The 23,121-nt window shown below is 44.7% G+C and carries 21 protein-coding genes and 1 other annotated feature; of the genes, 16 read left to right on the plus strand and 5 right to left on the minus strand.

Going from position 1 to position 23,121, the window contains the following annotated elements:
- Positions 1-3 precede the first annotated feature (3 nt).
- The 4 genes from rsfS (at position 4) to leuS (ending at position 4,938) form a co-directional block, all read left to right on the plus strand.
- Complete coding sequence (rsfS, locus tag QFZ81_RS11185) at positions 4-351, plus strand: ribosome silencing factor (protein ID WP_307444487.1); 348 nt, start codon at positions 4-6, stop codon at positions 349-351.
- Positions 348-1,241: a CvfB family protein gene (locus QFZ81_RS11190; protein ID WP_171643691.1), complete on the plus strand. Its 894-nt coding sequence runs from the start codon at positions 348-350 to the stop codon at positions 1,239-1,241. The genes rsfS and QFZ81_RS11190 overlap by 4 nt, the downstream gene beginning before the upstream one ends.
- A gap of 1 nt (position 1,242) precedes the next feature.
- The gene (locus QFZ81_RS11195) at positions 1,243-2,001 is read left to right on the plus strand and encodes a class I SAM-dependent DNA methyltransferase (protein ID WP_307444482.1); all 759 of its coding nucleotides are present in this window, start codon (positions 1,243-1,245) and stop codon (positions 1,999-2,001) included.
- 68 nt (positions 2,002-2,069) lie between these two features.
- Positions 2,070-2,381 (plus strand) — a binding site (T-box leader).
- An 88-nt stretch (positions 2,382-2,469) separates the two neighbouring features.
- The gene (leuS, locus tag QFZ81_RS11200) at positions 2,470-4,938 is read left to right on the plus strand and encodes a leucine--tRNA ligase (RefSeq protein WP_307602779.1); all 2,469 of its coding nucleotides are present in this window, start codon (positions 2,470-2,472) and stop codon (positions 4,936-4,938) included.
- 26 nt (positions 4,939-4,964) lie between these two features.
- On the opposite strand, the gene comER is transcribed toward leuS, so the two are convergent.
- A complete protein-coding gene (gene comER, locus QFZ81_RS11205) occupies positions 4,965-5,792 on the minus strand; it encodes a late competence protein ComER (protein ID WP_307444478.1) in 828 nt (275 codons plus the stop codon).
- Positions 5,793-6,051: 259 nt separating this feature from the next.
- On the opposite strand from comER, the gene QFZ81_RS11210 reads away from it, so the two are divergent.
- From QFZ81_RS11210 to QFZ81_RS11220, 3 genes are all read left to right on the plus strand, one after another.
- Positions 6,052-6,651, plus strand: a complete 600-nt coding sequence (locus tag QFZ81_RS11210) for a helix-hairpin-helix domain-containing protein (RefSeq protein ID WP_307602781.1) — start codon at positions 6,052-6,054, stop codon at positions 6,649-6,651.
- Between the two features lie 110 nt (positions 6,652-6,761).
- Complete coding sequence (locus tag QFZ81_RS11215) at positions 6,762-7,274, plus strand: deoxycytidylate deaminase (protein WP_307444471.1); 513 nt, start codon at positions 6,762-6,764, stop codon at positions 7,272-7,274.
- Positions 7,275-7,750: 476 nt separating this feature from the next.
- Entirely contained in the window at positions 7,751-10,333 is a 2,583-nt protein-coding gene (locus QFZ81_RS11220; RefSeq protein WP_307444468.1) for a DNA internalization-related competence protein ComEC/Rec2, read from the plus strand.
- 196 nt (positions 10,334-10,529) lie between these two features.
- On the opposite strand, the gene QFZ81_RS11225 is transcribed toward QFZ81_RS11220, so the two are convergent.
- Genes QFZ81_RS11225 through QFZ81_RS11235 form a run of 3 tightly spaced genes read right to left on the minus strand, consistent with a single transcriptional unit; the run spans position 10,530 to position 14,366 of the window.
- Positions 10,530-11,708 (minus strand): Ger(x)C family spore germination protein, encoded by a 1,179-nt coding sequence (locus QFZ81_RS11225; protein ID WP_307444467.1) that lies wholly within the window; start codon positions 11,706-11,708, stop codon positions 10,530-10,532.
- The gene (locus QFZ81_RS11230; protein WP_307444464.1) at positions 11,698-12,807 is read right to left on the minus strand and encodes a GerAB/ArcD/ProY family transporter; all 1,110 of its coding nucleotides are present in this window, start codon (positions 12,805-12,807) and stop codon (positions 11,698-11,700) included. The genes QFZ81_RS11225 and QFZ81_RS11230 overlap by 11 nt, the downstream gene beginning before the upstream one ends.
- Positions 12,804-14,366 carry a spore germination protein gene (locus tag QFZ81_RS11235; RefSeq protein ID WP_307602783.1) on the minus strand — a complete coding sequence of 521 codons (1,563 nt, stop codon included), beginning with the start codon at positions 14,364-14,366 and terminating at the stop codon, positions 12,804-12,806. Before QFZ81_RS11235 ends, QFZ81_RS11230 begins: the two co-directional genes overlap by 4 nt.
- 348 nt (positions 14,367-14,714) lie before the next feature.
- On the opposite strand from QFZ81_RS11235, the gene QFZ81_RS11240 reads away from it, so the two are divergent.
- The 3 genes from QFZ81_RS11240 to holA all read left to right on the plus strand — a co-directional run bounded on the left by QFZ81_RS11240 (position 14,715) and on the right by holA (position 17,705).
- Complete coding sequence (locus QFZ81_RS11240) at positions 14,715-15,263, plus strand: RNA polymerase sigma factor (protein ID WP_056838612.1); 549 nt, start codon at positions 14,715-14,717, stop codon at positions 15,261-15,263.
- Positions 15,260-16,471 carry a zf-HC2 domain-containing protein gene (locus QFZ81_RS11245; protein ID WP_307602785.1) on the plus strand — a complete coding sequence of 404 codons (1,212 nt, stop codon included), beginning with the start codon at positions 15,260-15,262 and terminating at the stop codon, positions 16,469-16,471. The genes QFZ81_RS11240 and QFZ81_RS11245 overlap by 4 nt, the downstream gene beginning before the upstream one ends.
- Positions 16,472-16,685: 214 nt before the next feature.
- A complete protein-coding gene (gene holA / locus QFZ81_RS11250) occupies positions 16,686-17,705 on the plus strand; it encodes a DNA polymerase III subunit delta (RefSeq protein WP_307444456.1) in 1,020 nt (339 codons plus the stop codon).
- A 75-nt stretch (positions 17,706-17,780) separates the two neighbouring features.
- On the opposite strand, the gene rpsT is transcribed toward holA, so the two are convergent.
- Positions 17,781-18,032 (minus strand): 30S ribosomal protein S20, encoded by a 252-nt coding sequence (rpsT, locus tag QFZ81_RS11255; protein WP_028557986.1) that lies wholly within the window; start codon positions 18,030-18,032, stop codon positions 17,781-17,783.
- Positions 18,033-18,228: 196 nt separating this feature from the next.
- Between rpsT and gpr the strand changes: the two genes are divergently transcribed.
- From gpr to QFZ81_RS11285, 6 genes are all read left to right on the plus strand, one after another.
- Entirely contained in the window at positions 18,229-19,227 is a 999-nt protein-coding gene (gene gpr, locus QFZ81_RS11260) for a GPR endopeptidase (protein ID WP_307602787.1), read from the plus strand.
- Between the two features lie 134 nt (positions 19,228-19,361).
- Positions 19,362-19,835 carry a nucleotide-binding protein gene (locus tag QFZ81_RS11265; protein ID WP_052228179.1) on the plus strand — a complete coding sequence of 158 codons (474 nt, stop codon included), beginning with the start codon at positions 19,362-19,364 and terminating at the stop codon, positions 19,833-19,835.
- A complete protein-coding gene (locus QFZ81_RS11270; protein WP_307444448.1) occupies positions 19,832-20,809 on the plus strand; it encodes a TIR domain-containing protein in 978 nt (325 codons plus the stop codon). Before QFZ81_RS11265 ends, QFZ81_RS11270 begins: the two co-directional genes overlap by 4 nt.
- Positions 20,781-20,948 (plus strand): hypothetical protein, encoded by a 168-nt coding sequence (locus QFZ81_RS11275; protein ID WP_307444445.1) that lies wholly within the window; start codon positions 20,781-20,783, stop codon positions 20,946-20,948. Before QFZ81_RS11270 ends, QFZ81_RS11275 begins: the two co-directional genes overlap by 29 nt.
- 402 nt (positions 20,949-21,350) lie before the next feature.
- Positions 21,351-22,580: a stage II sporulation protein P gene (spoIIP, locus tag QFZ81_RS11280; protein WP_307444444.1), complete on the plus strand. Its 1,230-nt coding sequence runs from the start codon at positions 21,351-21,353 to the stop codon at positions 22,578-22,580.
- A 118-nt stretch (positions 22,581-22,698) separates the two neighbouring features.
- The gene (locus tag QFZ81_RS11285) at positions 22,699-23,094 is read left to right on the plus strand and encodes a DUF3679 domain-containing protein (RefSeq protein WP_307444440.1); all 396 of its coding nucleotides are present in this window, start codon (positions 22,699-22,701) and stop codon (positions 23,092-23,094) included.
- Positions 23,095-23,121 lie beyond the last annotated feature (27 nt).

A 23,121-nucleotide genomic window follows, 5' to 3' on the forward strand; every position in this document is an offset into this window, starting at 1 on the left:
TGAATGAGTAAAAACCCAGAAGAAGTTTTGGCTTTTGTTGTTGAGGCTGCTGAAGATAAAAAAGCGGCAGATGTTGTAACCCTGAACTTGAAAGGCGTATCCCCAATTGCCGACTATTTCGTTATTTGTCACGGGAATTCGGAAACGCAAGTGCAAGCGATTGCCAGCGAAGCTAGAAAGAAAGCACATGAGTATGGCGTTAATATCAGAGGCTACGAAGGTATTGATACAGCAAGATGGGTGCTGCTTGATCTAGGGGACGTTGTTCTTCATGTCTTCCACCGCGATGATCGTGAATATTATAATATCGAAAGACTTTGGTCCGATGCCAAAGTTGTGGAGCGCGTATGAGAATGGAAGCAGGATCCCTTGTTACCCTAGAGGTAGCGAGGGAGGTTCCTCCTAACGGTTATTTCCTTACTGACGGCCAGCAGGATGTTCTTCTGCCTTATGCAGAAATCGTAGGTAAGATACAACCCGGAGATCATGTTGAAGCCTTCTTGTTTCACGATACGCAGGATCGATTGATGGCTACAATGAAACGACCTCTTCTTCTCATGGGCGAAGTAGGACTTCTGGAAGTAGTAGATATTCACCCTAGATTTGGATATTTTCTTGAAATGGGACTGGGTCGCAACCTGTTGCTTCCCTACAGACATGTGCCGGAGCTCGAAGAGCTGCGTCCACAAGTAGGAGATAAGGTATTTGCCACATTAGCTCACGATCGGCAAGAACGTTTAATCGCTAAGCTGGCTCTGGAAGAGGACCTGGCTCCTCTTTGCGTTCGTGCACCCTCGAGTTGGAATAATCAGTGGGTCAAAGCACGTGTGTACAGACCGCTTCAAATTGGTACCTTTGTTATTTGCGAAGCAGGAGTCCTTGGCTATGGTGTTATTGGACTTATTGCTGCTCCGGAACGGACACGCTTGCTGCGTGTAGGTGAGTTGGTAGAAGTACGGGTCGCATTCGTTCGTGAAGAGGATGGGCGGGTCAATCTATCGATGCGACTCCGGAAAGAAAAAGGAATGGATGAAGATTCGGAGCGCATTTTGAGTGTCCTCCAAGAACGGCCTGGAAATGCGATGCCATTTTCGGATAAAACGTCGGCAGATGTCATCAAGGATCGGTTTGGCCTAAGTAAAGCGGCTTTCAAACGCGCATTAGGCAAGCTTATGAAGGACGGGCTCATCTACCAAGAGGATGATTGGACCTATCTGAAGCAAGAGGAGACGCAAGGTTAACATGAGTTACGAAAAATTCGCGTACACCTATGATCGCTTGATGAACAGCATGCCATATGAAGATTGGCTTCGTTTTGTGAAAGAAAGCTTCGAACGATTTGGTATGAAACCATCTACGATTGTTGATCTGGGCTGTGGTACTGGAAATTTGACGATTCCTTTAGCCTTGGAAGGGTACCAGCTGACAGGTATTGATTTATCTGAAGACATGTTGGCAGTCGCCGAGCAAAAAACGGGGGAGCACAAAAGTCAACTGCGCGGTGGCACCATTCATTGGGTACAACAGGATCTGCGTGAATGGGACCTCGGTGAACAAGTGGATGTGGCGCTTTCGATCTGTGATAGTCTCAACTATTTGCTAGAGGAAGAAGATATCGTTGATGCTTTCCGTCAAACCTTTAAGGGTCTTAAGCCAGGCGGTCTTTTCCTTTTTGATGTGCATACACCTGAGCAGTTGTTCGCTTATGCAGACTCTCAGCCCTTTTTCCTGAATGAAGACGATGTTGCCTACATATGGACAAGCGAGTTAGATGAAGAAAGAGTGCAGATTGAGCACGAGTTGACCATATTTGTCAAAGACAGCGGAAAGGATTCTTTCCGACGTATCGATGAAACTCATCTGCAAAGGGCTTATTCTTTGCATTGGCTTAAGGAAATGCTGCTTGCAGTCGGTTTCACTGAGGTGCAAATGGCTGCTGACTTTACTTGGGAGCAACCTACCTCTATGACGGAGCGAGCTTTCTTTATTGCAAAGAAATAACGACAATGAAGTCCATTGCAGCTTGACAGTGCGGCATTATTTTACATATAATCAAAGCTAATTAGATTATTAAAGCTAAGAAGAGGAATAGTAACTTGTACAGCATCTTTCAGAGAGCCGGATGTAGGGTGGAAGCCGGTAGATGTCAGTCTTGTGAACTCGCCTTGGAGCTAGAAGGTGAATCACCATGGAAAGCGGAGAGACTTGAGCTACGCTCAAAGATCCCTATAGCGGAGAGACTTTGAGCTACGCTCAAAGATCCCTATATATGGTGCTAGCTGGATCGTCTCACCCGCGTTAAGGGGCAGAGTGAACACAGGCAAAGAATGTCTTGTGTTAACTAGGGTGGTACCACGGGAATCTAACCTCTCGTCCCTAGCGATATCCGCTAGCGATGAGGGGTTTTTTGGCGCTTACAGCGCTTTTGAATGATGAAGAGGATGGCTGTACACAGGGAGGATTTTGCACATGACACAGGAAACTAAAGAAACCAAAGAAACAAAAGAGCAGCAAGGCTATAATCCACAAGCAATTGAGCCGAAATGGCAGGCTTATTGGGATGCGAAGAAAACGTTTAAGGTGCTTGAGAATTCGGATAAGCCGAAGTTTTATGCGTTGGATATGTTCCCTTACCCATCAGGAGCTGGTCTGCATGTAGGGCATCCGGAAGGCTACACAGCAACTGATATCGTTTCACGTTTCAAACGGATGAGAGGTTTTAATGTACTTCATCCAATGGGATGGGACGCTTTCGGACTTCCTGCTGAACAATACGCACTGGATACGGGAAATGATCCGCGAGAATTCACCAAGAAGAACATTGATACATTCCGTCGTCAAATTAAATCACTAGGCTTCTCGTACGATTGGGATCGTGAAATTAGTACAACAGATCCTGAGTATTACAAATGGACACAATGGATTTTCATCCAGTTGTACAATAAAGGACTCGCTTATGTGGATGAAGTGCCCGTAAACTGGTGTCCAGCGCTGGGAACTGTTCTTGCTAATGAAGAAGTAATTGACGGTCTAAGCGAGCGCGGTAACCATCCCGTTATTCGTAAGCCGATGCGTCAATGGATTCTGAAAATTACCGAGTACGCTGAACGTCTACTTGAAGATCTTGAGGAGCTGGATTGGTCCGAAAGCATCAAAGATATGCAGCGCAACTGGATTGGTAAATCAACAGGGGCAGAAGTCCAATTTGCCATTGATGGATACGATGAGAAGAGTCTGACGGTTTTCACTACACGTCCAGATACATTGTTTGGCGCTACGTACTGCGTTCTGGCACCTGAGCATGAGCTTGTTGAGCAAATTACAACAGGCGATCAAGCTGCTGCCATTAAGGAATACCAAGAAAAAGCTTCTCGCAAAAGCGATCTCGAACGTACGGATCTTGCAAAAGACAAGACAGGTGTTTTCACAGGAGCGTATGCTGTCAATCCGGTAAATGGCGCCAAAGTGCCAATTTGGATTGCTGACTATGTGCTTGGCGGTTACGGTACGGGAGCAATCATGGCTGTTCCAGGACACGATCAACGTGACTGGGAGTTTGCTAAACAGTTTAATTTGCCGATTATCGAAGTCGTACAAGGTGGAGACGTTGAGAAGGAAGCTTACGCAGGGGATGGCGAACATGTCAATTCCGGTCCGATTAATGGCATGAACATCGAACAAGGGATCAGCCATATGATCGCTTGGCTTACGCAAAACGGCAAAGGCCGCGGCAAAGTAACCTACCGCTTGAGAGATTGGCTCTTCAGCCGTCAAAGATATTGGGGAGAGCCGATTCCAATTCTTCATCTTGAAGATGGCACAATGAAGCCTGTTCCCGTGGATCAACTGCCACTCTTGCTTCCGCAAGTCGATGAAATTAAACCATCAGGTACAGGAGAATCACCGCTTGCGAACGTATCCGAATGGGTAAATACGATTGATCCGGAAACCGGCATGAAAGCTCGCCGTGAAACGAATACCATGCCGCAATGGGCCGGCAGCTGCTGGTACTATCTACGTTTTATCGATCCGCGTAATGATAAAGAGTTTTGTTCGCAGGAGCTTCAGCAGCAATGGTTGCCTGTAGATCTTTACATCGGCGGAGCGGAACATGCTGTTCTTCACTTGCTGTATGCGCGTTTCTGGCATAAGGTGCTTTATGATCTTGGCTTTGTTCATACCAAAGAGCCTTTCCATAAGCTTGTAAACCAAGGGATGATTCTTGGTGAGAACATGGAGAAAATGAGTAAATCTCGCGGTAACGTTGTGAATCCGGATGATATCGTCAGCGATCAAGGGGCCGACACACTGCGTATTTACGAAATGTTCATGGGACCACTTGAAGCTACAAAACCATGGAATACAACGGGTGTGGATGGTATCTATCGTTACTTGAATCGTGTGTGGAGGCTGTTTGTTGACGAGAATGGTCAAATAAATGCTAAAATCAGCGCCGCCGAAACATTGGGCAGCGATGCGTTCAAACGTACTTGGCACCGGACGATCAAAAAAATAACCGAGGATTTCGAAGCCCTTAGGTTTAATACAGCGATCAGTCAAATGATGATTTTCGTGAATGAAGCCTATAAAACAGAACATTTACCGCTTGAAGCGATGAAAAATTTCGTTCAAATGTTATCTCCAATTGCGCCGCATTTGGCCGAAGAACTTTGGGAGAAGCTCGGCGGCACAGAATCAATTACCTATCAGCCGTGGCCAACCTACGATGAAGCGTGGACAGTCGACAATGAAATTGAGATTGTTGTACAGGTCAATGGAAAAATTGTTGATCGTGTGCTGATTTCCAAGGATACAGATGAAGCTGAGATGGAAAAAATCGCATTTGACCTCGATAAAGTCAAAGAAGCGACCGCCGGAAAGGCCGTTCGCAAATTGATTGTTGTAAAAGGTAAATTAGTAAATATTGTCGTAGGATAGCAAGTGAAGTTGACAATTTGGGAAGGCTACTGCTTCAAAGTAAACAGCAGCTCTGCCTTCTCAATGTCTTCTTCATATTTGGTATGTGTAGCACAAATGACTCGTGAGAATATCCCCGCAAGCTCGTCGTCCAAAATACGTAATCCTTCCGCTGTGATTCCACCGGGAACAGATACGCGTTTTTGCAGAGTAGTAGGGTTGAATCCTCCGGTCGTAAGCAGCTTACCTGTGCCTAGCGTCATTTCACTGGCAAGTAAGGTAGCTTCCTCAATTGAAATACCAGTTGCCTCGACAGCTGCATCAATAAAAGATTGCAGGAATTTGGCTAGAAAAGCGGGACCGCAGCTGGATATATCGGATGAGATCCGCGTATAATTTTCAGAAACACGAATAGGTGAAGATATATGCGCAAATAGGTTCTCAAGCCACTCTTTGTCCTCAGGCTGCATTCGATTCCCATGAATACATAGTGTAGCACCACTTAACACGTAGTTCGTGATACTTGGGATAATTTTACTGATTTTCGCCGGCAGAAGACCTTCCAAATGTTTGAGCAGGACAGGGCTTGTGATGGACACGATGAGTTGAGAGGGAAGCACGTCCTCTTTGATTTCATCAATAACCGTCTTGAATTCAGATGGCTTCACACATAGAAAGATGAGATCGCTCCCCAGTACGACTTCTCTATTCGACCCGGCAACATGAAGTCCAGGATATGTCTCCGCAAGCAGCTCAACTTTACGAATTGTTCGATTTCCCGCAATAATTTGCTCCGGATTGAAAGCTCCAGAATGAATGAACGCTTCAATCAGAATACTTCCCATACTCCCAGTACCGATGAATCCTGCTTTCATCCAGTAATCCCTCCCGAAAAAATCAGTCACTTTCTTTCATCGTTTATTGAACGGGGTCAGTTTTAAATGCCATTCAGATGCTTTTTCATGTATATGTTCATTTGTCAGCAATTATGTTCGAAAAGACTTAAGATTCAAGTTTTGCTAAAAGTAAAACTCTAAAATTTATGCTTTCGAAGTCAGTTTTGCTAAAGCAAAACTCTAAAGTATTTGCTTACGAAGTCAGTTTTGCTAAAGCAAAACTCTGAGGAGGGAATTCGTGGATTTTTTTGGTTCCAAAAGAGGAAGGATACTGCTCATGATGGCAGCGATCTGTTTATTTGCTTTTGTCGTTTGGCCATTCCTTCGTGGAGGCAGATCTATGATTCAGACAGATTTTATGCCTTTGAACACTCAGATGCAGGCTATGATTTCTCAAACTGGGGAGGAGTCGCTACATGAAGCGAAACTTACAGGGAAATTAGATTCGAAAACTACGATAGACGAAGAACCGAAGGCAACGAGAGACACTGAGCCGAAGACAACCACAGACACAGAACCAAATGCAACCATAGACACAGAACCGAAATCAGCAATACCTGCACCTATGGCAATGCCTACGCCTTCTGTTGTATCTAATGAAAAACCGGAGGCTAGTTTGCCAGCAGCACGGTCTACTGGTCAATTGGATCTTAACACAGCTACGCTCAAGCAGTTAGATGAAATACCGGGTATTGGAGAGAGCAAGGCAAGGGCTATTTTGGACTATCGATTAAAGAAGGGGCGATTTAGCCGGATTGAAGAACTGATAGAGGTGAAGGGAATCGGGGAGAAAATGCTTGAGAAGTTAAAGGTATTTCTTTATGTAACTACGTCGTAGTCCTTGCTTTTCTTTTATTTTGCTAGAAAATATGAGAGAATACTAGAAATGAAAAAAGGGATTCAATAGTTATATCAGTGATCTTCGGAAGGAGGAGTCAGCAATCCGTTATGAACAACCGTAAAGATTGGGATACTTATTTCCTCGATATTGCTTACATGGCATCAACACGATCAAGATGTAACCGTCGGCATGTGGGGGCAGTGTTGGTTCAGGGTAAGAAGCTGCTAGGAACTGCTTACAATGGTGCCCCCATGGGTGTACCCGATTGCACAGAGGCAGGCTGCATGCTTGTAGAAGAAATCGAGCTGAAAGTGGTGGATGATACCGAGGAAGTTATTCGTAAACAGCGATGCATTCGTACGATCCATGCAGAGCAAAATCTACTGCTATTTACGGATCGGGAAGATCGCGAAGGATCGACTGTCTATGTTACAGATCAGCCTTGCTGGACATGTGCGAATATGCTGGCCAACAGCGGTGTTATGGAGATCGTTTTCCATCGCGGATACCCCAAGGATCATGAGAAAGTAAGCCATTTGATGGAGAACAGAGGTATCGTTTTCCGTAAAATGGAAGGATATGAACCTCCACCAGGTACTGTATCTGACGTTGTGAATTAAATATGTTTACTGAAGCAAGGGGAAGAACCTCTTTCTAGAAGCAGTCTTTAGGGCTGCTCTGGGGAGAGGTTTTTTTGTTCGTTATGCAGCTGATAAAAAGTATGGATATCAAAGGCGCGGTAACTGCGCAGTACCTACATTTTCATTGGAGTAAATACAGTGTAATGGCTATTCTGACTTGGGTTATTGTGCTTTGACTGGAATAATCCAATGAAATTTATGATTATCCTTGAAGATTGTCTTTTCAGGAGACTTCTATTGGAATTACTCCAACAGGAGCTGTTTTTTGAAGTCTGAGAGTGAAAAGCATTGTAAAAAATCCAATGATGCAGATGAATGATGAAGATGAAAGATGAAAGATGAAAGATGAAAGATGAAAGATGAATGATGAAGTTCAATGTACATATCGTTTCTTCAAATACATGTGTAAATGAATACAATTCGATTTTATAACATTCAAGAGGAGGGGGAAGCAAATGTATATGCAAATGCTTATGAAACGACCAGTTGTTATAGGGTGTTGTCTGTGGATAACTGGCTACGCGCTGGCGCTCTATACCGAGCTGCGGTGGTTATCTTTGATGACGAGCGCGCTGCTGTTAGCTGCGCTTATCGTCATCTACGCGCTGCGGCTGCCTGGCAGACAGCCGCTGTGCGCCTTGCTGCTGGTCGGAGTAGCTTACGGCTACTTCCAATGGACCGACCAGCGAAACGTCTCTGCGCTGCTGCCGCTAGCGCAGCAGCAGATGAGCCTGGACGGCAGCGAGGTCACGCTGCTCGGTCGATTCTCCAGCCCTGTCACCGTCGACGGCGACAGGGCCAGCTTCACGATGGAAGCGGAATCCATCCGCTTCCCAAGCGCGGAAGCTTTCCCGCTCGGCGGGGAAAGCGTGCAGGTCTCGCTGCGCCTGCTCCAGCAGGCGCAGCAGGCGGTGGCGTCGGGCTGGCGCCGAGGCGACGCCGTGACGCTGCACGGGACGCTGCGCAGCCCGTCCCCGGCCCGTAACTTCGGCGGCTTCGACTACCGCCGATACCTGCGCCTTCACCACACCCATTGGCTGCTTTCTGCCAAAGGGGTGGATCAGGCGCAGGTCGAGCCTGCGGCTGCGCGCTTAAGCGTCGTCCAGCTGCTGCGCTGGAACGACGAGCTGCGAGGTGCCCTTAGCAGGCGCATGGACCTTATCTTCTCCGCACCGCAGGCGGGGTTCATGAAGAGCATGTTGATCGGTCAAACGGACGATCTCGATCCCGAGCGCTTCCAGCAATTTTCGGAGCTGGGATTGACCCATATTTTGGCTATATCCGGCTTGAATATTGCTGTATTTCTTGGCGTTTGTATTTGGATCATGCGCCGATTAAAGCTGGCGAAGGAGACCTATTTGCTAATCTGTATATGGTTATTGCCGTTCTATATCCTACTGACAGGTGCTTCGCCCTCCATTGTTCGGGCCGGACTCATGTCTATAATTGCCCTCTATGCTGCGCGGCGAGGGCTTTTTAAGGATGTTTTGCATATTATGGCGATTGTCGCATGGATCATGCTTTTATGGGATCCATACTTCCTGCTGGATGTCAGCTTTCAGCTTTCTTTTCTGGTTACCCTTGGTCTCATTGTTGGCGTACAAAGAGTCAATGATTTATTCGTTCCGTGGATTTCTTCCCCCATTATACGAAATACGGCTTCCATCACGCTTGTTTCCCAAATGGTATCCTTTCCGGTATCCATCTATTATTTTAATCAGTTTTCTTTATTGTCTTGGCTAGCTAATGCCATCTTGGTTCCTGTTATAAGTATGATTGTATTCCCCGCTGGCCTGCTTGCTCTAGTTCTGGGAATGGTCTATGTTCCTGCAGGAAAAAGCATCGGTTTGCTTATTTCTTGGTTAAACGAAGTAATTTTCTGGATGACTGACAAGCTTCAGCATTTTAACCAATTTAAGATGCTGTGGCCGTCGCCAAGCTTACCATGGATTGCCTTTTATTATGCTTTTCTCATTTTGATTTATGGATTATGTTGGCGCTTATCTCAAGAAGCTGGAAGAGAGCCTCCGATTGTTTTGGTAAGTGTTAAAGGCAAAAAGAAAGTGAACTTATCGAAATGGTTAGTATGTGCGACAGGAGGTTTCCTGCTATTGCTTTGGATGGGGTATTCGCCTGAGCGCTTCAATAGATCCGGTCTCGTTCAATTTATCGACGTTGGTCAAGGTGATGCTATTCTGATTCGGACGCCTTATGGTCGACATATTCTGGTTGATGGTGGAGGGACTCTTACATTCAGGAAACCTGGTGAAGCTTGGAAAATTCGCAAGGATCCTTATGAAGTTGGCCAAAAGCTGCTCGTTCCGCTGCTCAAGAAACGTGGTGTTCATCAACTTGATCTCGTAGTTCTCACCCATGAAGATGCGGACCATAGTGGCGGTCTGCAGGCTGTTATTGCGCAAATGCCCGTCAAGCAGTTTCTTTTTAATGGAACGCTCAAGCCAGGGGCAAGCATAGAGAAATTATTTGACACCCTGCTAACGCGAAAAGTGCCGCTTCTGCCTGCGAATGTAAGCAATTGGATCCAGATTGATCCGCTTACCAGATTGCAGGTTCTGTACCCTTTGGAAAGAGATAATCGGCTCATTGAAATTGTCAAAGAACAGAATGCGCAGTCCGTTGTTTTTTTGCTCGAGATGCAGGGGACGCGTTGGTTATTTACGGGCGATATGGAGAAAGAATCTGAAGCTGTTGTGGTCGATTATTTAAAAGAACATCCTTCGTTAATTGACCTAGAACAAAACAAAAATCATAAGGTCGATGTACTGAAACTTGCTCATCATGGCAGCAAAACATCCACGACACCAGGGTGGCTCGACTATTGGAAGCCTTCATGGGCTGTCATATCTGTAGGAGGTATGAATAGTTATGGTCACCCAGCACCTGATGTGTTAAGGCGTTTGGAAGAAAATGAGGTGCAAGTGTTACGTACAGATCAAATGGGGGAAGTGCAACTAGAAGTCCGTAAAGAGGGGATTTACTCCCGTATAAAAATAATGGATGAATCAAGATTTGAATGATCTCTATCCAGAGTTGTTCGATTGTGGATCTTTGTGTTCTTCCGATATAGGTTCCTGTTTCCATGGTGGATCACCATACATATGCAGCTCTTTGTATATCCAATGAACACCGAAGGGAATGACGAATGAGAGAATGGTACAAATCAGTATCATCCCTGAAGGCAACCTTCCAATGAGAGAAAACCACATACTTGCATTACTCCTTTGTCGTTTTGATGATATTTCCGATACGCCTTATAATGACCTCTGCCTGCACGTTAATCTCTGATTGTGTGAATATATTTAATCCCTGATCCCAATCATTTGCAATGGGTTTCCATATTTTATAATGATTTTGATATAGATAAGCCCCTAGTCCCAATGCATCCTTCTTATAAGTTTGTTGGAGCTTTTTAATGGCTTTAAGGGTATTTGCTTTGACCATATCTTCCAGGCTTTTCTCCAAATTTTTAATTGTTTCTGAATTAGAGGTATCATAATCGGAAATCGATTTATCAAGAACCCCTTCAGTTGCGATTTTAATGTTGAACTTGAACTTTGTTGGACTGAGCTGCTGCATTGTAATTTTACTTTTTGTTCTTTCCGCTCGGAAGGCAAGGGTGTGATCCTTAATCTTAGCTTCGATGATACCGCCTTTAACTTGCTCAGTGACGAAGTTCAATCCTTGTGTTTCATCACCTGTCAAGAATCCGACCATTTCCTTGGTATGACCATCGAATATAGCGGATCCGGTCATCGAAACCCCTTTTTCTTCCAATTTTACGGTTTGAATAGCGAAGCTCTCATGTTTGACTAAAAATTCATGAACATCACCTATGCGTGATTCGGGTAACATATAGTTTGATTTTCGATCGTTTCTGGCAATAGAAGTAATATAATCGATAGGTGTTGGTTCATTAAAAGTAGGAATATCTAAAATATCCGCGGCTTTTCCATCGGTAATTAATATTTGAACGCCTCTTCGCATTTCACTATTTCGTAAGAAAAAGTCCAACAAGTCGGCGAAAATTTTATCGTCTTTGGCTACTTCGCTGGAAATGATAATGATTTTTAGATGCTCGAAATAAGGGGAACGACTCGTCCTGACTGCCAATTTCGAGCTAATGGCAGGCATAGAGTTTTCGGTTGTTGATAAATTAAAGTAGGCTTTACCAGAACTGCCAGATCCACTTTGTCCTTGACTGCTTTGTTTCAGCCCACTGGGTACGACAATCTGATAGGTTCCCTTGAATTTGTGTTTCGGAGTATTGCTGTAATCGATAGCAACACCGACGACAAACCCGCGTTGGTCAATTTCTATACGATCCCAGCAGCCTGTTAAAAGGGAGAGGATGCAGATTAGACTGGGCCAGCAGCTCCTTTTTTTAAGAAGCATCACTATTCACTCCTCGAAGTTTAGCAGCAACATGTATGAGGATAGGAAAAATAATGGCGACAATTAATCCGATATAACTAATGATACCGCTTATTTCATCGAAATCAGCTAAGTTTCGTGGGAACATGCAAAGTATATAAATGAACGGACTTAGTATGAATACCCATGTCTTTTTCTTTGTTTTATTAAAGATAGACATAAGCAGATAGATGGAACAGTCATAGGCCATAATCGTCGTAGTGAAGACAGCCATAATCCAAATTGTAAAAAACATAGATTCAAACCGCTCAAAGAATGCGCCTGGAATTTGCATTTCCTTGGCAAGCTCAATGGCGGGATACGTAATTTGTTGAAGGGCGAAATGTGAAAATACACCAACGCAAGCAAGGTAGATTGCGGTATATAGTACAACAGGAATAGCCACACCGATGGCAACTGCTTTGGGGGCTTTCTTTGGGTGATTCATTAAGGTGATGTAAATTAAGATGACTTCAAAACCAAGGAGCGAGAATGCGCTGGTTTGTATTCCCTTTGCCAAACTTTTCCAATCCGAGATCATAAACGGTTTTAAGTCGTCCAAGTTAAATATGCTCATACTAAAAGTGAGTACGACTAGTGAGATGACGATAACAATGGGTAAAAATAAAATATTAAGACGAATAATACCGACTCGACTGCCAGAAACGGCATAAACGACGACCAGTAAAAAGGTTAAGGATATCGCTTCAACAGGAGTCCGCTCAAATAGATATTGTTTGGAAATATTAGCAATAGCCCTAACTTCATAGGCACTATATAGGATAAAGTAAAGGGCAAGAGAAATGATTGCAATGAGGGCAATAGGCTTCGTAACGGCTGCTGAGGCATAAGCGAAATAACCTTGTTTGCTAAAATGAATCGCAATTTTAGCTAGCATCCAGGCTGAGCCGATCGCAAGAAGACCTGCCAGCAGCATGGATACCCACCCATCAGATGATTGTACCGTTTTCGCTAGTGCCCTCGGCAGAAAGAGTATACCTACGCCAATAATCATGGATGAAATCGTAATGACTATATCCATGGAACCGATCTCACTATCTCCATATTCAAAAGATTTCATCCTCTGTTTCTCCTTCCTCTTATTCGCTGATCATTTTTGGTTTGCATCATTTTTGGCCGCTTTGTCACGAATAGCAGGGGTGATCTTAGAATGAGATCTTTCCAGTCTCGTAATAAAATTGGCGCAAAAGGGGTGGAGTATGGAACGCCAAAACTCTTCAGATTTACCAGGTGGATATTGATCATGATGTAGGCTAAGATGATCCCGTATAAGCCTAAAAAGGCAGCGGCCAACATAATGCTGAATCGCATGACGCGCAGTGAAATGGCAAACGAATAAGAAGGCAGCGAGAAGGAAGAGATGGCTGTGACGGCCACAACAATAACCATAACGGGACTTACCATGCCGGCAGCAACAGCAGATTCTCCAATAACTAAACCGCCTACGATCCCAATGGTTTGGCCGATTGGTTTGGGCAATCGGAGTCCTGCTTCCCTGAGAAGTTCGAGCGTGAATTCCATGGCGAAGGCTTCGACGACTGCAGGGAATGGCACGCCTTCCCTGGCTCCAGCAATGGAGAATGCCAATTTTGAAGGGATCATCCCATGATGGAATTCGAGCAAAGCAATATAAAGAGCTGGCAAAAAGGTAGCAATGAAAGCTGAAATTAATCTAAGTGCCCGCGTCAACGTCGAGATGAGCCAATGCTGATAGTAATCTTCGGGTGATTGCAAACTTGAAGCGAATGTAATCGGCAATATGAGGGCGAATGGATCTCCATCTACTAGAATGGCAACTCGACCTTGGAGAAGTGCGCCAGATACTCGATCAGGTCGTTCGGTATTCATAATAAGTGGAAATGGACTAAGGAAGCTGTCTGCTATCCATTGCTCTAAGTAACCCGATCCTTCGATATCATCGATATCAATGCTCTTGATTCTGCGAGTAACTTCTTTCATAAGGTCGGGATGCACAATGTCAGCGATATAAGTGACGATCACCTCACGTCTACTTCTTTGCCCGATTTGATAGGTGTCAAAAACAAGGTTGGTTTCTTTAATTCTTCTTCTAAGCAATGCGGTGTTCGTGCGTATGTCTTCTGTAAAACCTGCTCTTGGTCCCCGAATGATTGATTCTGTTTGTGGTTCTTCAATCGAGCGGGTTTTCCAACCGCAGCTGGAAATGATGATGCACTGTGCGAGATTGTTGAATAGAAGAAGCGTATTGCCAGATAGAATGGCCATTAAAGCGTCGTCCAGAAGTTCAACTGTTTCCAACTCATAAGCCGTTAGAATTTGCTGCTTCAATACGTTTATTAATTCCGAAGTTGAGGTAACAGGATGATCAAAGGAGTGGAGCATCGGGCTTAGTAATTGCTCATTAATCATCGCTATGTCGACCAGACCATCAATGCTGACTAATGCACACGGATATTGGTCTGTTCCGATTGTAAACTGTCTAATGAGTAGATCGCTTGGATGGTGCAGGATCGTCTGAATGGTAGCCAGATTTTCTTGCAATGACGATGATAATGGTTTAATGGAATCTGGACTTGAAGTGTTTGGCTGGTTATGAACCTGAGGGGATCGGTTCCTTTTGCCAAATAATTGTTTGAACATGATGCAGCCCTCCACTTTCGAATAGCTCATCTGTAATATTTACCACTTCGGTTAGAATTAAACGGTTATCGCAATTTCTTAGGCGGTACTATCCAAACATAGTACTATCTCTTCTTTTAAAAAAGCTTACAATAGAGGTAATTTGATTGATGAGAAAGAGGGGAGAGCGGTTTGTGAGGCGAAGATGAAACTAATCGGTCTTGTATACGTCTAATAACAAGTGTATTTATTTCTGGAAGTTTGTTATTCTGGTAGTTGCAAGACTGCCATCGTTTTTTTATTCTAAAAGAGTTGCAAACCTTATGAGACGCTGCTGCGTCTGTAAGATTGCAAGAGGGAGGGATCCCAGTGGTAGCACCCGAACTGGTAAGATCTGCACAAGCCGGTGATCGTGATGCTCTCATTACCCTATTGCGAGAAATTGAGTCTCACGTATATCGAACCGCTTATTATATTTTGAATAATGAACAGGATGCCCTCGATGCTTCACAGGAGGCACTCCTTCGGATTTATACAAAAATTAATTCCTATGAAGAAAAAGCGCTCTTCAAGACGTGGGTACAGCGGATTGTAACGAACATCTGCATCGATAAATTTCGCAAAGCGAAACCAACGGTTTCGATTGATGAGCATGATATGACCTTTACAGCAGAGCATAATGTTGAACAGGAAATGTTAATTGGCTATTTAGCCAAAGATATTAGAGAAGCAATCGAAAAGCTTCCCGAACACCATCGATCTGTTGTTGTTCTCCGTTATTTGCAGGACTTTTCGTATCATGAAATTGCAGAATCTCTCAACCTACCGTTAAACACGGTGAAGTCTTACTTATTTCGAGCTAGACAGCAATTACAGTCGCTGCTCCAAGAATATCAGAAAGGAGGTGTTCGGGGATGAATTGTCAAGAGGTGATGGAATTTATGCAAAGACAGCTGGATGGGGATTTAGATGCAAAAGAGGAAGATGAGCTTCATGCTCACCTGATGCATTGCTTGGACTGTGCACAGATGTTTGAACGTTTACAAAGATTGTCCGATGAACTGACCCAGTTACCAAAGGTCATTCCTCCATACAGTTTGGTCGATGCTATCATGCCGCAGCTAGCTGATATAGACAGACATGCCGCGGCGTCCATTACCGACAAGGTGGCTGCATTCGGCACCAATGCTAACCAGACAGCTTCTGTGCAGCCTCCCAAACTCCCTTGGACACGCCGTTTAGGATCACAGTTCTCCTGGAAATTTGCAGGTGGTGTCGTTGCCGCAGGTCTCATCCTTGGTTTCTTCGCATTTAACCTTAAGCATCCTATGCTGGATCAAGCAGACGGTTTGCTGCAGCCAAAGGCTGCATCTGATAAGCAAAGTGCCGGACAAATGCAAAGCACGGCTGGCTCCAATTCAAACGCCGCACAAGATGCTGTCAAGAATAAGGCGGCAGACAGTGCAGACGCGAAGCAGGTGGCACCTAATGCCCCGGCCGCTGAGTCATTTGGGCAAGAGAAAGATCAGCCGGAAGCAGCAACGGGAAATGGGCTAGTGGGGCCGCAAGCTACAACAGATGCGAAGCTGGAGGATCCACAAACGCTGAGTACATCTGGGACCACGAAAGGTACGGATGGTTTTCGCCAGGCACCTTATACTTCAGAACCTGAACGGCTGAGAGTCCAAGCTTCCGCTGGGACTAATGAGAAGAAGGAATCGGATCCTGTATCGACGAATCCGCCAGCAGGCAGTGAAACTTCAAATAAGCTGCCGGAAGAGCAGAAGTTATTGAAAACTACGGAACCAACACCTACGCCAGCTGCTAAGAAGGGTGGAGGAACGAGTGATGTCGGAGGCATATATTCTTTGACAGCACCTAGTGCGAATCCGTTGAAATCAACAACGGGCGTTCTTGAGGCTGTTGTTGAAGAACAGCATGTCGTGATCCGAAACAGCTCTACCAAGGAAGTTGTTTTTGCGTCCAAGCAAGTTTGGAAGTCTGGTGATCTTATCACGTTAGTGGAATGGTCTAAGGACGACAAGTTATTTTATCAAGTTCAAAGCGAAGGCTCGCTTCAAACTTTCCTCATTGATTTAAATGTGAAAGAGGAATCAGCTAAGTAAATTTGTGATACGAATGCACCAAAGTAACGGTTCTAGCGTATGCTGTAGGATAAGGAAGCGGCAATGCTTTGGTGGTTTGTCCACACGGTATAAGGTTTCTAGAGCCTTTCACCGGTGTTTAAATAGACAAACAAGGGGATTACCTCAAGGTCTTCGGGCTTTGACGTAATCCCTTTGTTGTTGGTAAAATGGTAGCAAGGAGTGAACACGAGCTATGGACGCAAAGAGAGCATTAAAAGATATACAAGCAGGGCGCCCTGCACCGGTTTATTTGTGCTACGGTCCTGAGAAATATAAGATGAGGGAATTTATTCAAGTACTAACGGATTTGCTCATTGAGCCCGAGCACAAAGAGTTTGCAGTGAGTAAATTTGATTTAAGTGAGATTAGTCTCTCTGCGGTGCTGGAGGATGCGGAGACCCTTCCCTTTATGGTTCCGAAGAAGCTGGTCATCGCGAAGAATGCACTGTTTTTCACAGGGGCGAAGGAGAGTTCGAAGATTGAACATCACTTGGATCGTTTGACGGATTATTTGAAATCTCCAGCGGAACATACCGTCGTGGTGTTTACGGTCGATGCAGATAAATTGGACGAGCGTAAGAAGATTGTGAAATCGCTCAAGGACCTTGAAGCAGCGGTTCCCTTCCTATCACTCAGCCCAGAAGAATTGCAGCAATGGGTGGCCAAACAAGCTGGGCAGCTGGGTTTTACGTTCACGGGGGAAGCTGCCGATCAACTGATCCTATACACCGGAGGGAATTTGCAATCCTTATCTGCAGAAATTGAGAAGATTTCTTTATATGTAGGAGTAGGTGCAGAAGCATCGGTTGATGTAATCGATCAATTGGTTGCCCGCAGTACAGAACAGAACGTCTTCATTCTTATAGAGGACATTGTAAATATAAGGCTGGAACGTGCCTTTGTTATTCTCGAGGAGCTGCTGAAGCAGCGTGAGGAGCCGATCAAAATCGCGGCGCTCATCGCGAGGCAGTTCCGCATCATGCTGCAGGTGAAGGAGCTAAGTAAACAAGGCTATTCCCAGCAGCAAATGGCTTCACAGATCGGTTTGCATCCCTTTGCCGTGAAGGTGGCTGAAGGGCAAGCGCGCAAATATAATATTGAGAAGCTGAGCAGGATCATGTCGCAGCTTGCGGATCTCGATTTCCAAATGAAAACGGGGAAAATCGATAAAGTGTTAGGTTTGGAGTTGTTCCTTCTTAGGCTTGCTGCCTAGGAGGACGGCCTTACGAAAAGTAAAAAGTCCAGCTCTCTGTGTAGAGAACTGGACTTTTGCTTTATGTCCGTTTTATTACGCTTGAGCCGTAAGAGCGTTCAGCTTTTTAGCCAGACGGGACTTCTTGCGGTTAGCGGCATTTTTATGGATTAAACCTTTAGAAGCAGCTTTGTCTAATTTCTTAGAAGCGTTAATTAGAGCTTCTGGGCTTACAGCTGTTTCGAAAGCTTTCACAGCAGTACGCAAAGCGGACTTTTGGGAAGCGTTACGAAGACGGCGCTTTTCGCTAACTTTTACTCGTTTAATAGCGGATTTAATGTTTGGCATGAAATTCACCTCCTACTTACAAAACACGGTTCAACGTTACATTTGTTTGTTTGCTGACAACTTTAAGTATTCTACCATGCAACTATTGAAAATGCAAGACCTGTCAATAGGTTTTCAGTGGTCTTTGTTTTTGTATAAGCGGTTGTAAATCGTAGCACAATAAGGGATGCAATGCACCTGAGAAAGGGGAACTTCAATGGACTTAGGCTCTTTTACAACACATACGGATCTTGCGCTAGATGCAAGGGATATGGCTCATGCAGCCAATCAGGGGCAACCGATACCTGGCATTGAACAGGAGTCGATGCGTGAAAACGGGATACGAGTTACCAAGATCAACGTTCTGAACGAAGAGGGCTCCAAAGCGCTTGGTAAGCTTCTCGGACATTATATAACGATAGAAGTGCCAGCTCTTCGGGAGAAAGACAGCCAATTACAGGACCGTGTCGCCACGAAATTGGCCCAAGAGTTTGAACAGTTTTTGCGTGAAATCGGCATCCCTAAGAATGCCAAAGCGCTTATTATTGGTCTAGGCAACTCTAATGTGACACCCGATGCGCTAGGCCCTCTAGTTGTGGATAATGTAATGGTAACACGTCATTACTTTGAACTAGTTCCGGAAGACGTTAGTCCAGGGTATCGGGCAGTTAGCGCGGTAGCGCCAGGGGTGCTCGGAACAACAGGGATTGAGAGCAGTGACATCGTTCAGGGGATTGTCGATATGTCTAAACCTGATTTCATTATCGCTATTGATGCGCTGGCTTCCAGGTCCCTAGATCGGGTCAATACGACCATTCAAATCGCGGATACGGGTATTCATCCCGGTTCAGGCATCGGAAATAAACGCAAAGGGTTGACCAAAGAAAACCTTGGCATTCCTGTGGTTGCCATTGGAGTCCCGACTGTTGTTTATGCATCGACCATCGTGAATAATGCCTTTGACTTGATGCACAAGCATTTTAGCCAGCAAACGAGCAACACAGGGCAGATTCTGGGGCTTCTTGATAATATCCACGAAGATGAGCGGCTGCTGCTGGTTAAAGAGGTTCTAAACCCCGTAGGACACGATCTGCTTGTCACGCCGAAGGAGATCGACCAGTTTATTGAAGACATCGCCAATATTATTGCTAGCGGCTTAAATGCTGCCTTACACGATGCCGTGGGTGTTGATAATGTAGCGGCCTATACGCACTAAATGATTGTAAGAACTGAGTCCGCTAGTTTGTGGATGCAGTTCTTTCTTTTTGTCCTTTTTTACGTAATTTGGAAGGAATAAGGAGGGGGGCGTCGAAATAAGGGACGATCAACTTAAATGAGGACGTGGTTCTGTTGAGCAGCGCACATAAAGCGAAGCTATTCATAGGGTCATCTGCTGAAAGTGTTGAAGTAGCAGAGGCTTTGCAATCTAATCTCCATTTTTCATTTGATGTAACGGTTTGGAGTCAATTGCTTTTCCCTCCTTCACATACAACCTTGGCTCCACTTATTAAGCAGGCGAAGTCTAGTGATTTTGCTATCTTTGTCTTCCAACCTAATGATTTGACACTTTTGAGAGATTCATTGGTTAGCACAGTACGTGACAATGTTATTTTAGAATTGGGTCTATTTATTGGACAAATAGGTCTAGAACGGACGTATTTTCTTATTCCGGAAAAAGAAAAATTACATATAGCCTCCGATTTAATCGGCCTAACCCCACTTACTTATGATGCGAATCATTCCTCTGGGCTAATGGCTGGCCTAGGCCCGGCAACTTTCGTCGTGAAGCAAATGCTCAAAGAGTTAGGGCTGAGAGAGAAATGAAACCAAAGATATTTATAGGCTGCTCTCCTGCAAGTTCGCTGTGGGCCGAATTCTATCAAGCGCAGTTATCGTCTTCATCCGAGGTTACGGTTATTAATCAGGGTGTGCTTACGGCGTCCAATCATAAATTGAAAATGCTAAAAAAGCATATCGAAGAGACGGACTTTGCCCTACTTATTATCACGCATGCGGATTGTCATGATCCCTTGGTTTACGGGAATATACTCGTATTGATAGGGCTTTGTATCGGAGAATTGGGGCATAGCCGCACGTTCATTGTGATGTCTAAGAATTGTGAACTGCCTGAGTATCTGGAGGGTTACAACCCTCTGCGAATCGATGATCAGCAGGCCGTTTCGGGAGTTGCGGAGCTAGCAGGTCCTCACCTTTACCCGATTAAGCATAGTATCGGCGTTCATAAGAATCGGTTCAAGCTATCCGATATGAAGAAGAACGATGCAATACGCAGTTTTTTGTTCGACGCCTTGGATTCGCTTAGTGTGTCCAGTGTGGATTATGACCGCGTATTGGATAAATTCCATAAGACATTTGATACCAATTGTGGTATAATTGAGCTTCAAGAAGTGACAGCGGCAACGCTCTTTGAACTTCTCGAAGATGGTGTTACCTTGCAGCAGTTTGGCCGTGCCGGTCAGGTTAGCAACAACCACAGCTTCAACGTCAATGACCCTACTAGCTATCTAGCCGAATGTTACCGGGGCAAGGATACGAACATCTACCTAGGGCAAGCCAAGGATAAAGAAGATGGCGAGTTTGAATACATTTACTGCATTAAGCTGCATCCGACGATTGTTTCATCCATACATTTCAAAACAAGGACGGATATTCCCGCGCGCAATCATCATCAAGTCATGATGGAGTTATCGGAAAGAAATGCGAAGCTCGTGTCTTCACTCAAATCCATTGTGAAAGGAAGGATTATTTATGCTGAAGCACATGAAGAAAGTTCGTAACCGACCAACCACAGACAATAAACATAAACCGAGTGATAAGACGCTGCTCAAATTATATAACGGTCCCACTGTTCTAAATAAAACAAGCGGGGTAACGATTGTGGCCAAAGGGTCATTTGATTTCGAATCCCTTGCGTAGCTGTAATAAGATAAACGTAAGAACCCCGTGAGGGGTTCTTTTTTTGCGTATAAGTGTAGGATGTCAATTTAGCTTTACTCGAGATTTCTGCTCACTTATAAGAAGTTATGTTAATAACCAGCTTTTTCGGACCTCAGACGTGGGGGAATTGTAAATAAACAAGGGTGTAGGCGCGAGAGAACTATCCAAAGGGAACTTCCCTTTCAAGAGTCGAGAGGTGATTTTGAAGGAAACAAGCTTTATCTGCAGTACCCGTGTATGGATTGACAGAAGAACCTGAGAAGCGTCTCAGGTTTATTTGCGCTTCATTTTCCCTCTATCAGAAAAATTCTAGCGTTTTGGGTTCTATCGAAGGTGCTCGTTTCATAGATTGAAGTAAGATAGATTAGGAGGAATCAAACTATGAAATGGACATCAGCTACTTTGAATCTCAGCCATGTTCGGAAAACGTTTCAGAGCGCAAGTTCCGTCGGAAAAACATTTTTTATACTCAGTTTCGGCACTTTAGCTTTATTTGTTCTTATTGGCGTAGGCGGCTTCTTACAAAATAGAGTCATGACGACCTCGCCAGTTTCATCAATGAAGAGCTTAGCTGCTTCTGTCACGAATCAATTTTTTATCGATATGCTGGGCATGGAAGTGCCTCATCTACATAAAGATCAGAAGAAATTTACATTTTCTCAGCATAATGTGTTTCATTTCGCTTTTCAGTTCATGACGGACATTAATCCAAGCGATCCCAAGAGTCTCGTGGCTAGTGAAGTTCCTGGTATGGATGCGAATAAAACGACGGTCTTGGTAAAAGGGACAGAAACGAATCCCAGTGATCCTATTGATTACAGTCCAAACTCCCAGTATCTAGAGGCAGAGGCGAAGAATCCTCAGCTTTCTCCATCACCAGAACCCTCACCTGTGGGTGGTGCAGCCCCGATTACAAACGCAACTGGACAACCGCCAAGAACTGCGGGTGATAATATAGCTTTCATTTATCAAACACATAGCAATGAGTCTTTTTTGCCGGAGTTAAGAGGTGTTACGGATCCTGACAAGGCTTATAGCGATAAGGTGAATATCATTTCCGTAGGTCAAAGATTAGCGCAAAATTTGGAGAAGGACGGTATCGGTGCCGTACATTCCAAGACGGTCTATCCAAGTACAGTCAAAAACTTCGAATATCCGTACTCCTACAAATATTCCTTGAAAACGTTGCAGGAAGCTGCTGTTTCACATCCGGATTTGCAATATTATTTCGATATTCATAGGGATTCTGCTGCACGCAATAAAACGACCGCAACCTTCGACGGCAAAGATTATGCCCAGGTGTATTTCATCATCGGCGGTAAAAATCCGAATTGGAAAAAGAATGAGGAGTTCGCGAGCAAGATTCATCAAGCGTTAGAAGCCAAGCATCCCGGCATATCCAAAGGAATTCATGCAAAAGAAGCCAGTGAAGGCAACGGATTATATAATCAGAACTTTTCGCCTAATAATATATTGATTGAAGTCGGCGGTCCGTACAATTCACTCGAAGAGTGCTATCGAACAACAGATTGGTTGGCAGAAGCTATTTCAGAGGTGATTTTGAACGCGAAGAAAGTGGATGCACCGGTTGTTACCCCTAAGCAATCGTAGAATAGTTTGCGAACGAAAACTCTAAGCATATGCTTTCGAAGCCAGTTTTGCTAAAGCAAAACTTAGTTAATGCTTACGATGCCAGTTTTCTTACGAAAACTCTAAGGAGGAACTCAAAATGAGGCTGAGGCATTTTTATATCAAAGTAGGCTTGTTTGGACTCTTGCTGTTGTTCTGTATTTTATTCGGAGTCAGCTTGGCGTCGAGCGGTATGGAACGCATTCAAGGACCTCAGCCATCCTCTAAAACTGCACAAGAGTCCGCTGTGAAGACGCCACCAGGGAAAGTGACCACTGTCAAAGCGTCACCAACTGGGGCGGCCAAAGGAGACGCAGCAGCGAAAGCTAAGACTGCCGCGAAACCAGAGGCTGAAAAGAAGTCGGAACCGGTTGCTGATCACGATAATTCATTGAATCATGTCGGGAATAAATTAGGGGACTTTTTGCAGATTGCATCGCATCATGGGATTAAGTTATTCGTGTCCTTGTTTGATGCTATCTTAGGGAAAGGTTAGGGGTACATTGCTGCAACTTCCCACAAC

Source organism: Paenibacillus sp. V4I9 (assembly GCF_030817295.1).
In the GTDB taxonomy this organism is placed as follows: domain Bacteria; phylum Bacillota; class Bacilli; order Paenibacillales; family NBRC-103111; genus Paenibacillus_E.

Bases quoted from the DNA above. Each gene is read 5' to 3' on its own strand.
- rsfS (WP_307444487.1), top strand. From the start codon at position 4: ATGAGTAAAAACCCAGAAGAAGTTTTGGCTTTTGTTGTTGAGGCTGCT.
- QFZ81_RS11190 (WP_171643691.1), top strand. From the start codon at position 348: ATGAGAATGGAAGCAGGATCCCTTGTTACCCTAGAGGTAGCGAGGGAG.
- QFZ81_RS11195 (WP_307444482.1), top strand. From the start codon at position 1,243: ATGAGTTACGAAAAATTCGCGTACACCTATGATCGCTTGATGAACAGC.
- leuS (WP_307602779.1), top strand. From the start codon at position 2,470: ATGACACAGGAAACTAAAGAAACCAAAGAAACAAAAGAGCAGCAAGGC.
- comER (WP_307444478.1), bottom strand. From the start codon at position 5,792: ATGAAAGCAGGATTCATCGGTACTGGGAGTATGGGAAGTATTCTGATT.
- QFZ81_RS11215 (WP_307444471.1), top strand. From the start codon at position 6,762: ATGAACAACCGTAAAGATTGGGATACTTATTTCCTCGATATTGCTTAC.
- QFZ81_RS11220 (WP_307444468.1), top strand. From the start codon at position 7,751: ATGTATATGCAAATGCTTATGAAACGACCAGTTGTTATAGGGTGTTGT.
- QFZ81_RS11225 (WP_307444467.1), bottom strand. From the start codon at position 11,708: ATGCTTCTTAAAAAAAGGAGCTGCTGGCCCAGTCTAATCTGCATCCTC.
- QFZ81_RS11230 (WP_307444464.1), bottom strand. From the start codon at position 12,807: ATGAAATCTTTTGAATATGGAGATAGTGAGATCGGTTCCATGGATATA.
- QFZ81_RS11235 (WP_307602783.1), bottom strand. From the start codon at position 14,366: ATGTTCAAACAATTATTTGGCAAAAGGAACCGATCCCCTCAGGTTCAT.
- QFZ81_RS11245 (WP_307602785.1), top strand. From the start codon at position 15,260: ATGAATTGTCAAGAGGTGATGGAATTTATGCAAAGACAGCTGGATGGG.
- holA (WP_307444456.1), top strand. From the start codon at position 16,686: ATGGACGCAAAGAGAGCATTAAAAGATATACAAGCAGGGCGCCCTGCA.
- rpsT (WP_028557986.1), bottom strand. From the start codon at position 18,032: ATGCCAAACATTAAATCCGCTATTAAACGAGTAAAAGTTAGCGAAAAG.
- gpr (WP_307602787.1), top strand. From the start codon at position 18,229: ATGGACTTAGGCTCTTTTACAACACATACGGATCTTGCGCTAGATGCA.
- QFZ81_RS11270 (WP_307444448.1), top strand. From the start codon at position 19,832: ATGAAACCAAAGATATTTATAGGCTGCTCTCCTGCAAGTTCGCTGTGG.
- QFZ81_RS11275 (WP_307444445.1), top strand. From the start codon at position 20,781: ATGCTGAAGCACATGAAGAAAGTTCGTAACCGACCAACCACAGACAAT.
- spoIIP (WP_307444444.1), top strand. From the start codon at position 21,351: ATGAAATGGACATCAGCTACTTTGAATCTCAGCCATGTTCGGAAAACG.
- QFZ81_RS11285 (WP_307444440.1), top strand. From the start codon at position 22,699: ATGAGGCTGAGGCATTTTTATATCAAAGTAGGCTTGTTTGGACTCTTG.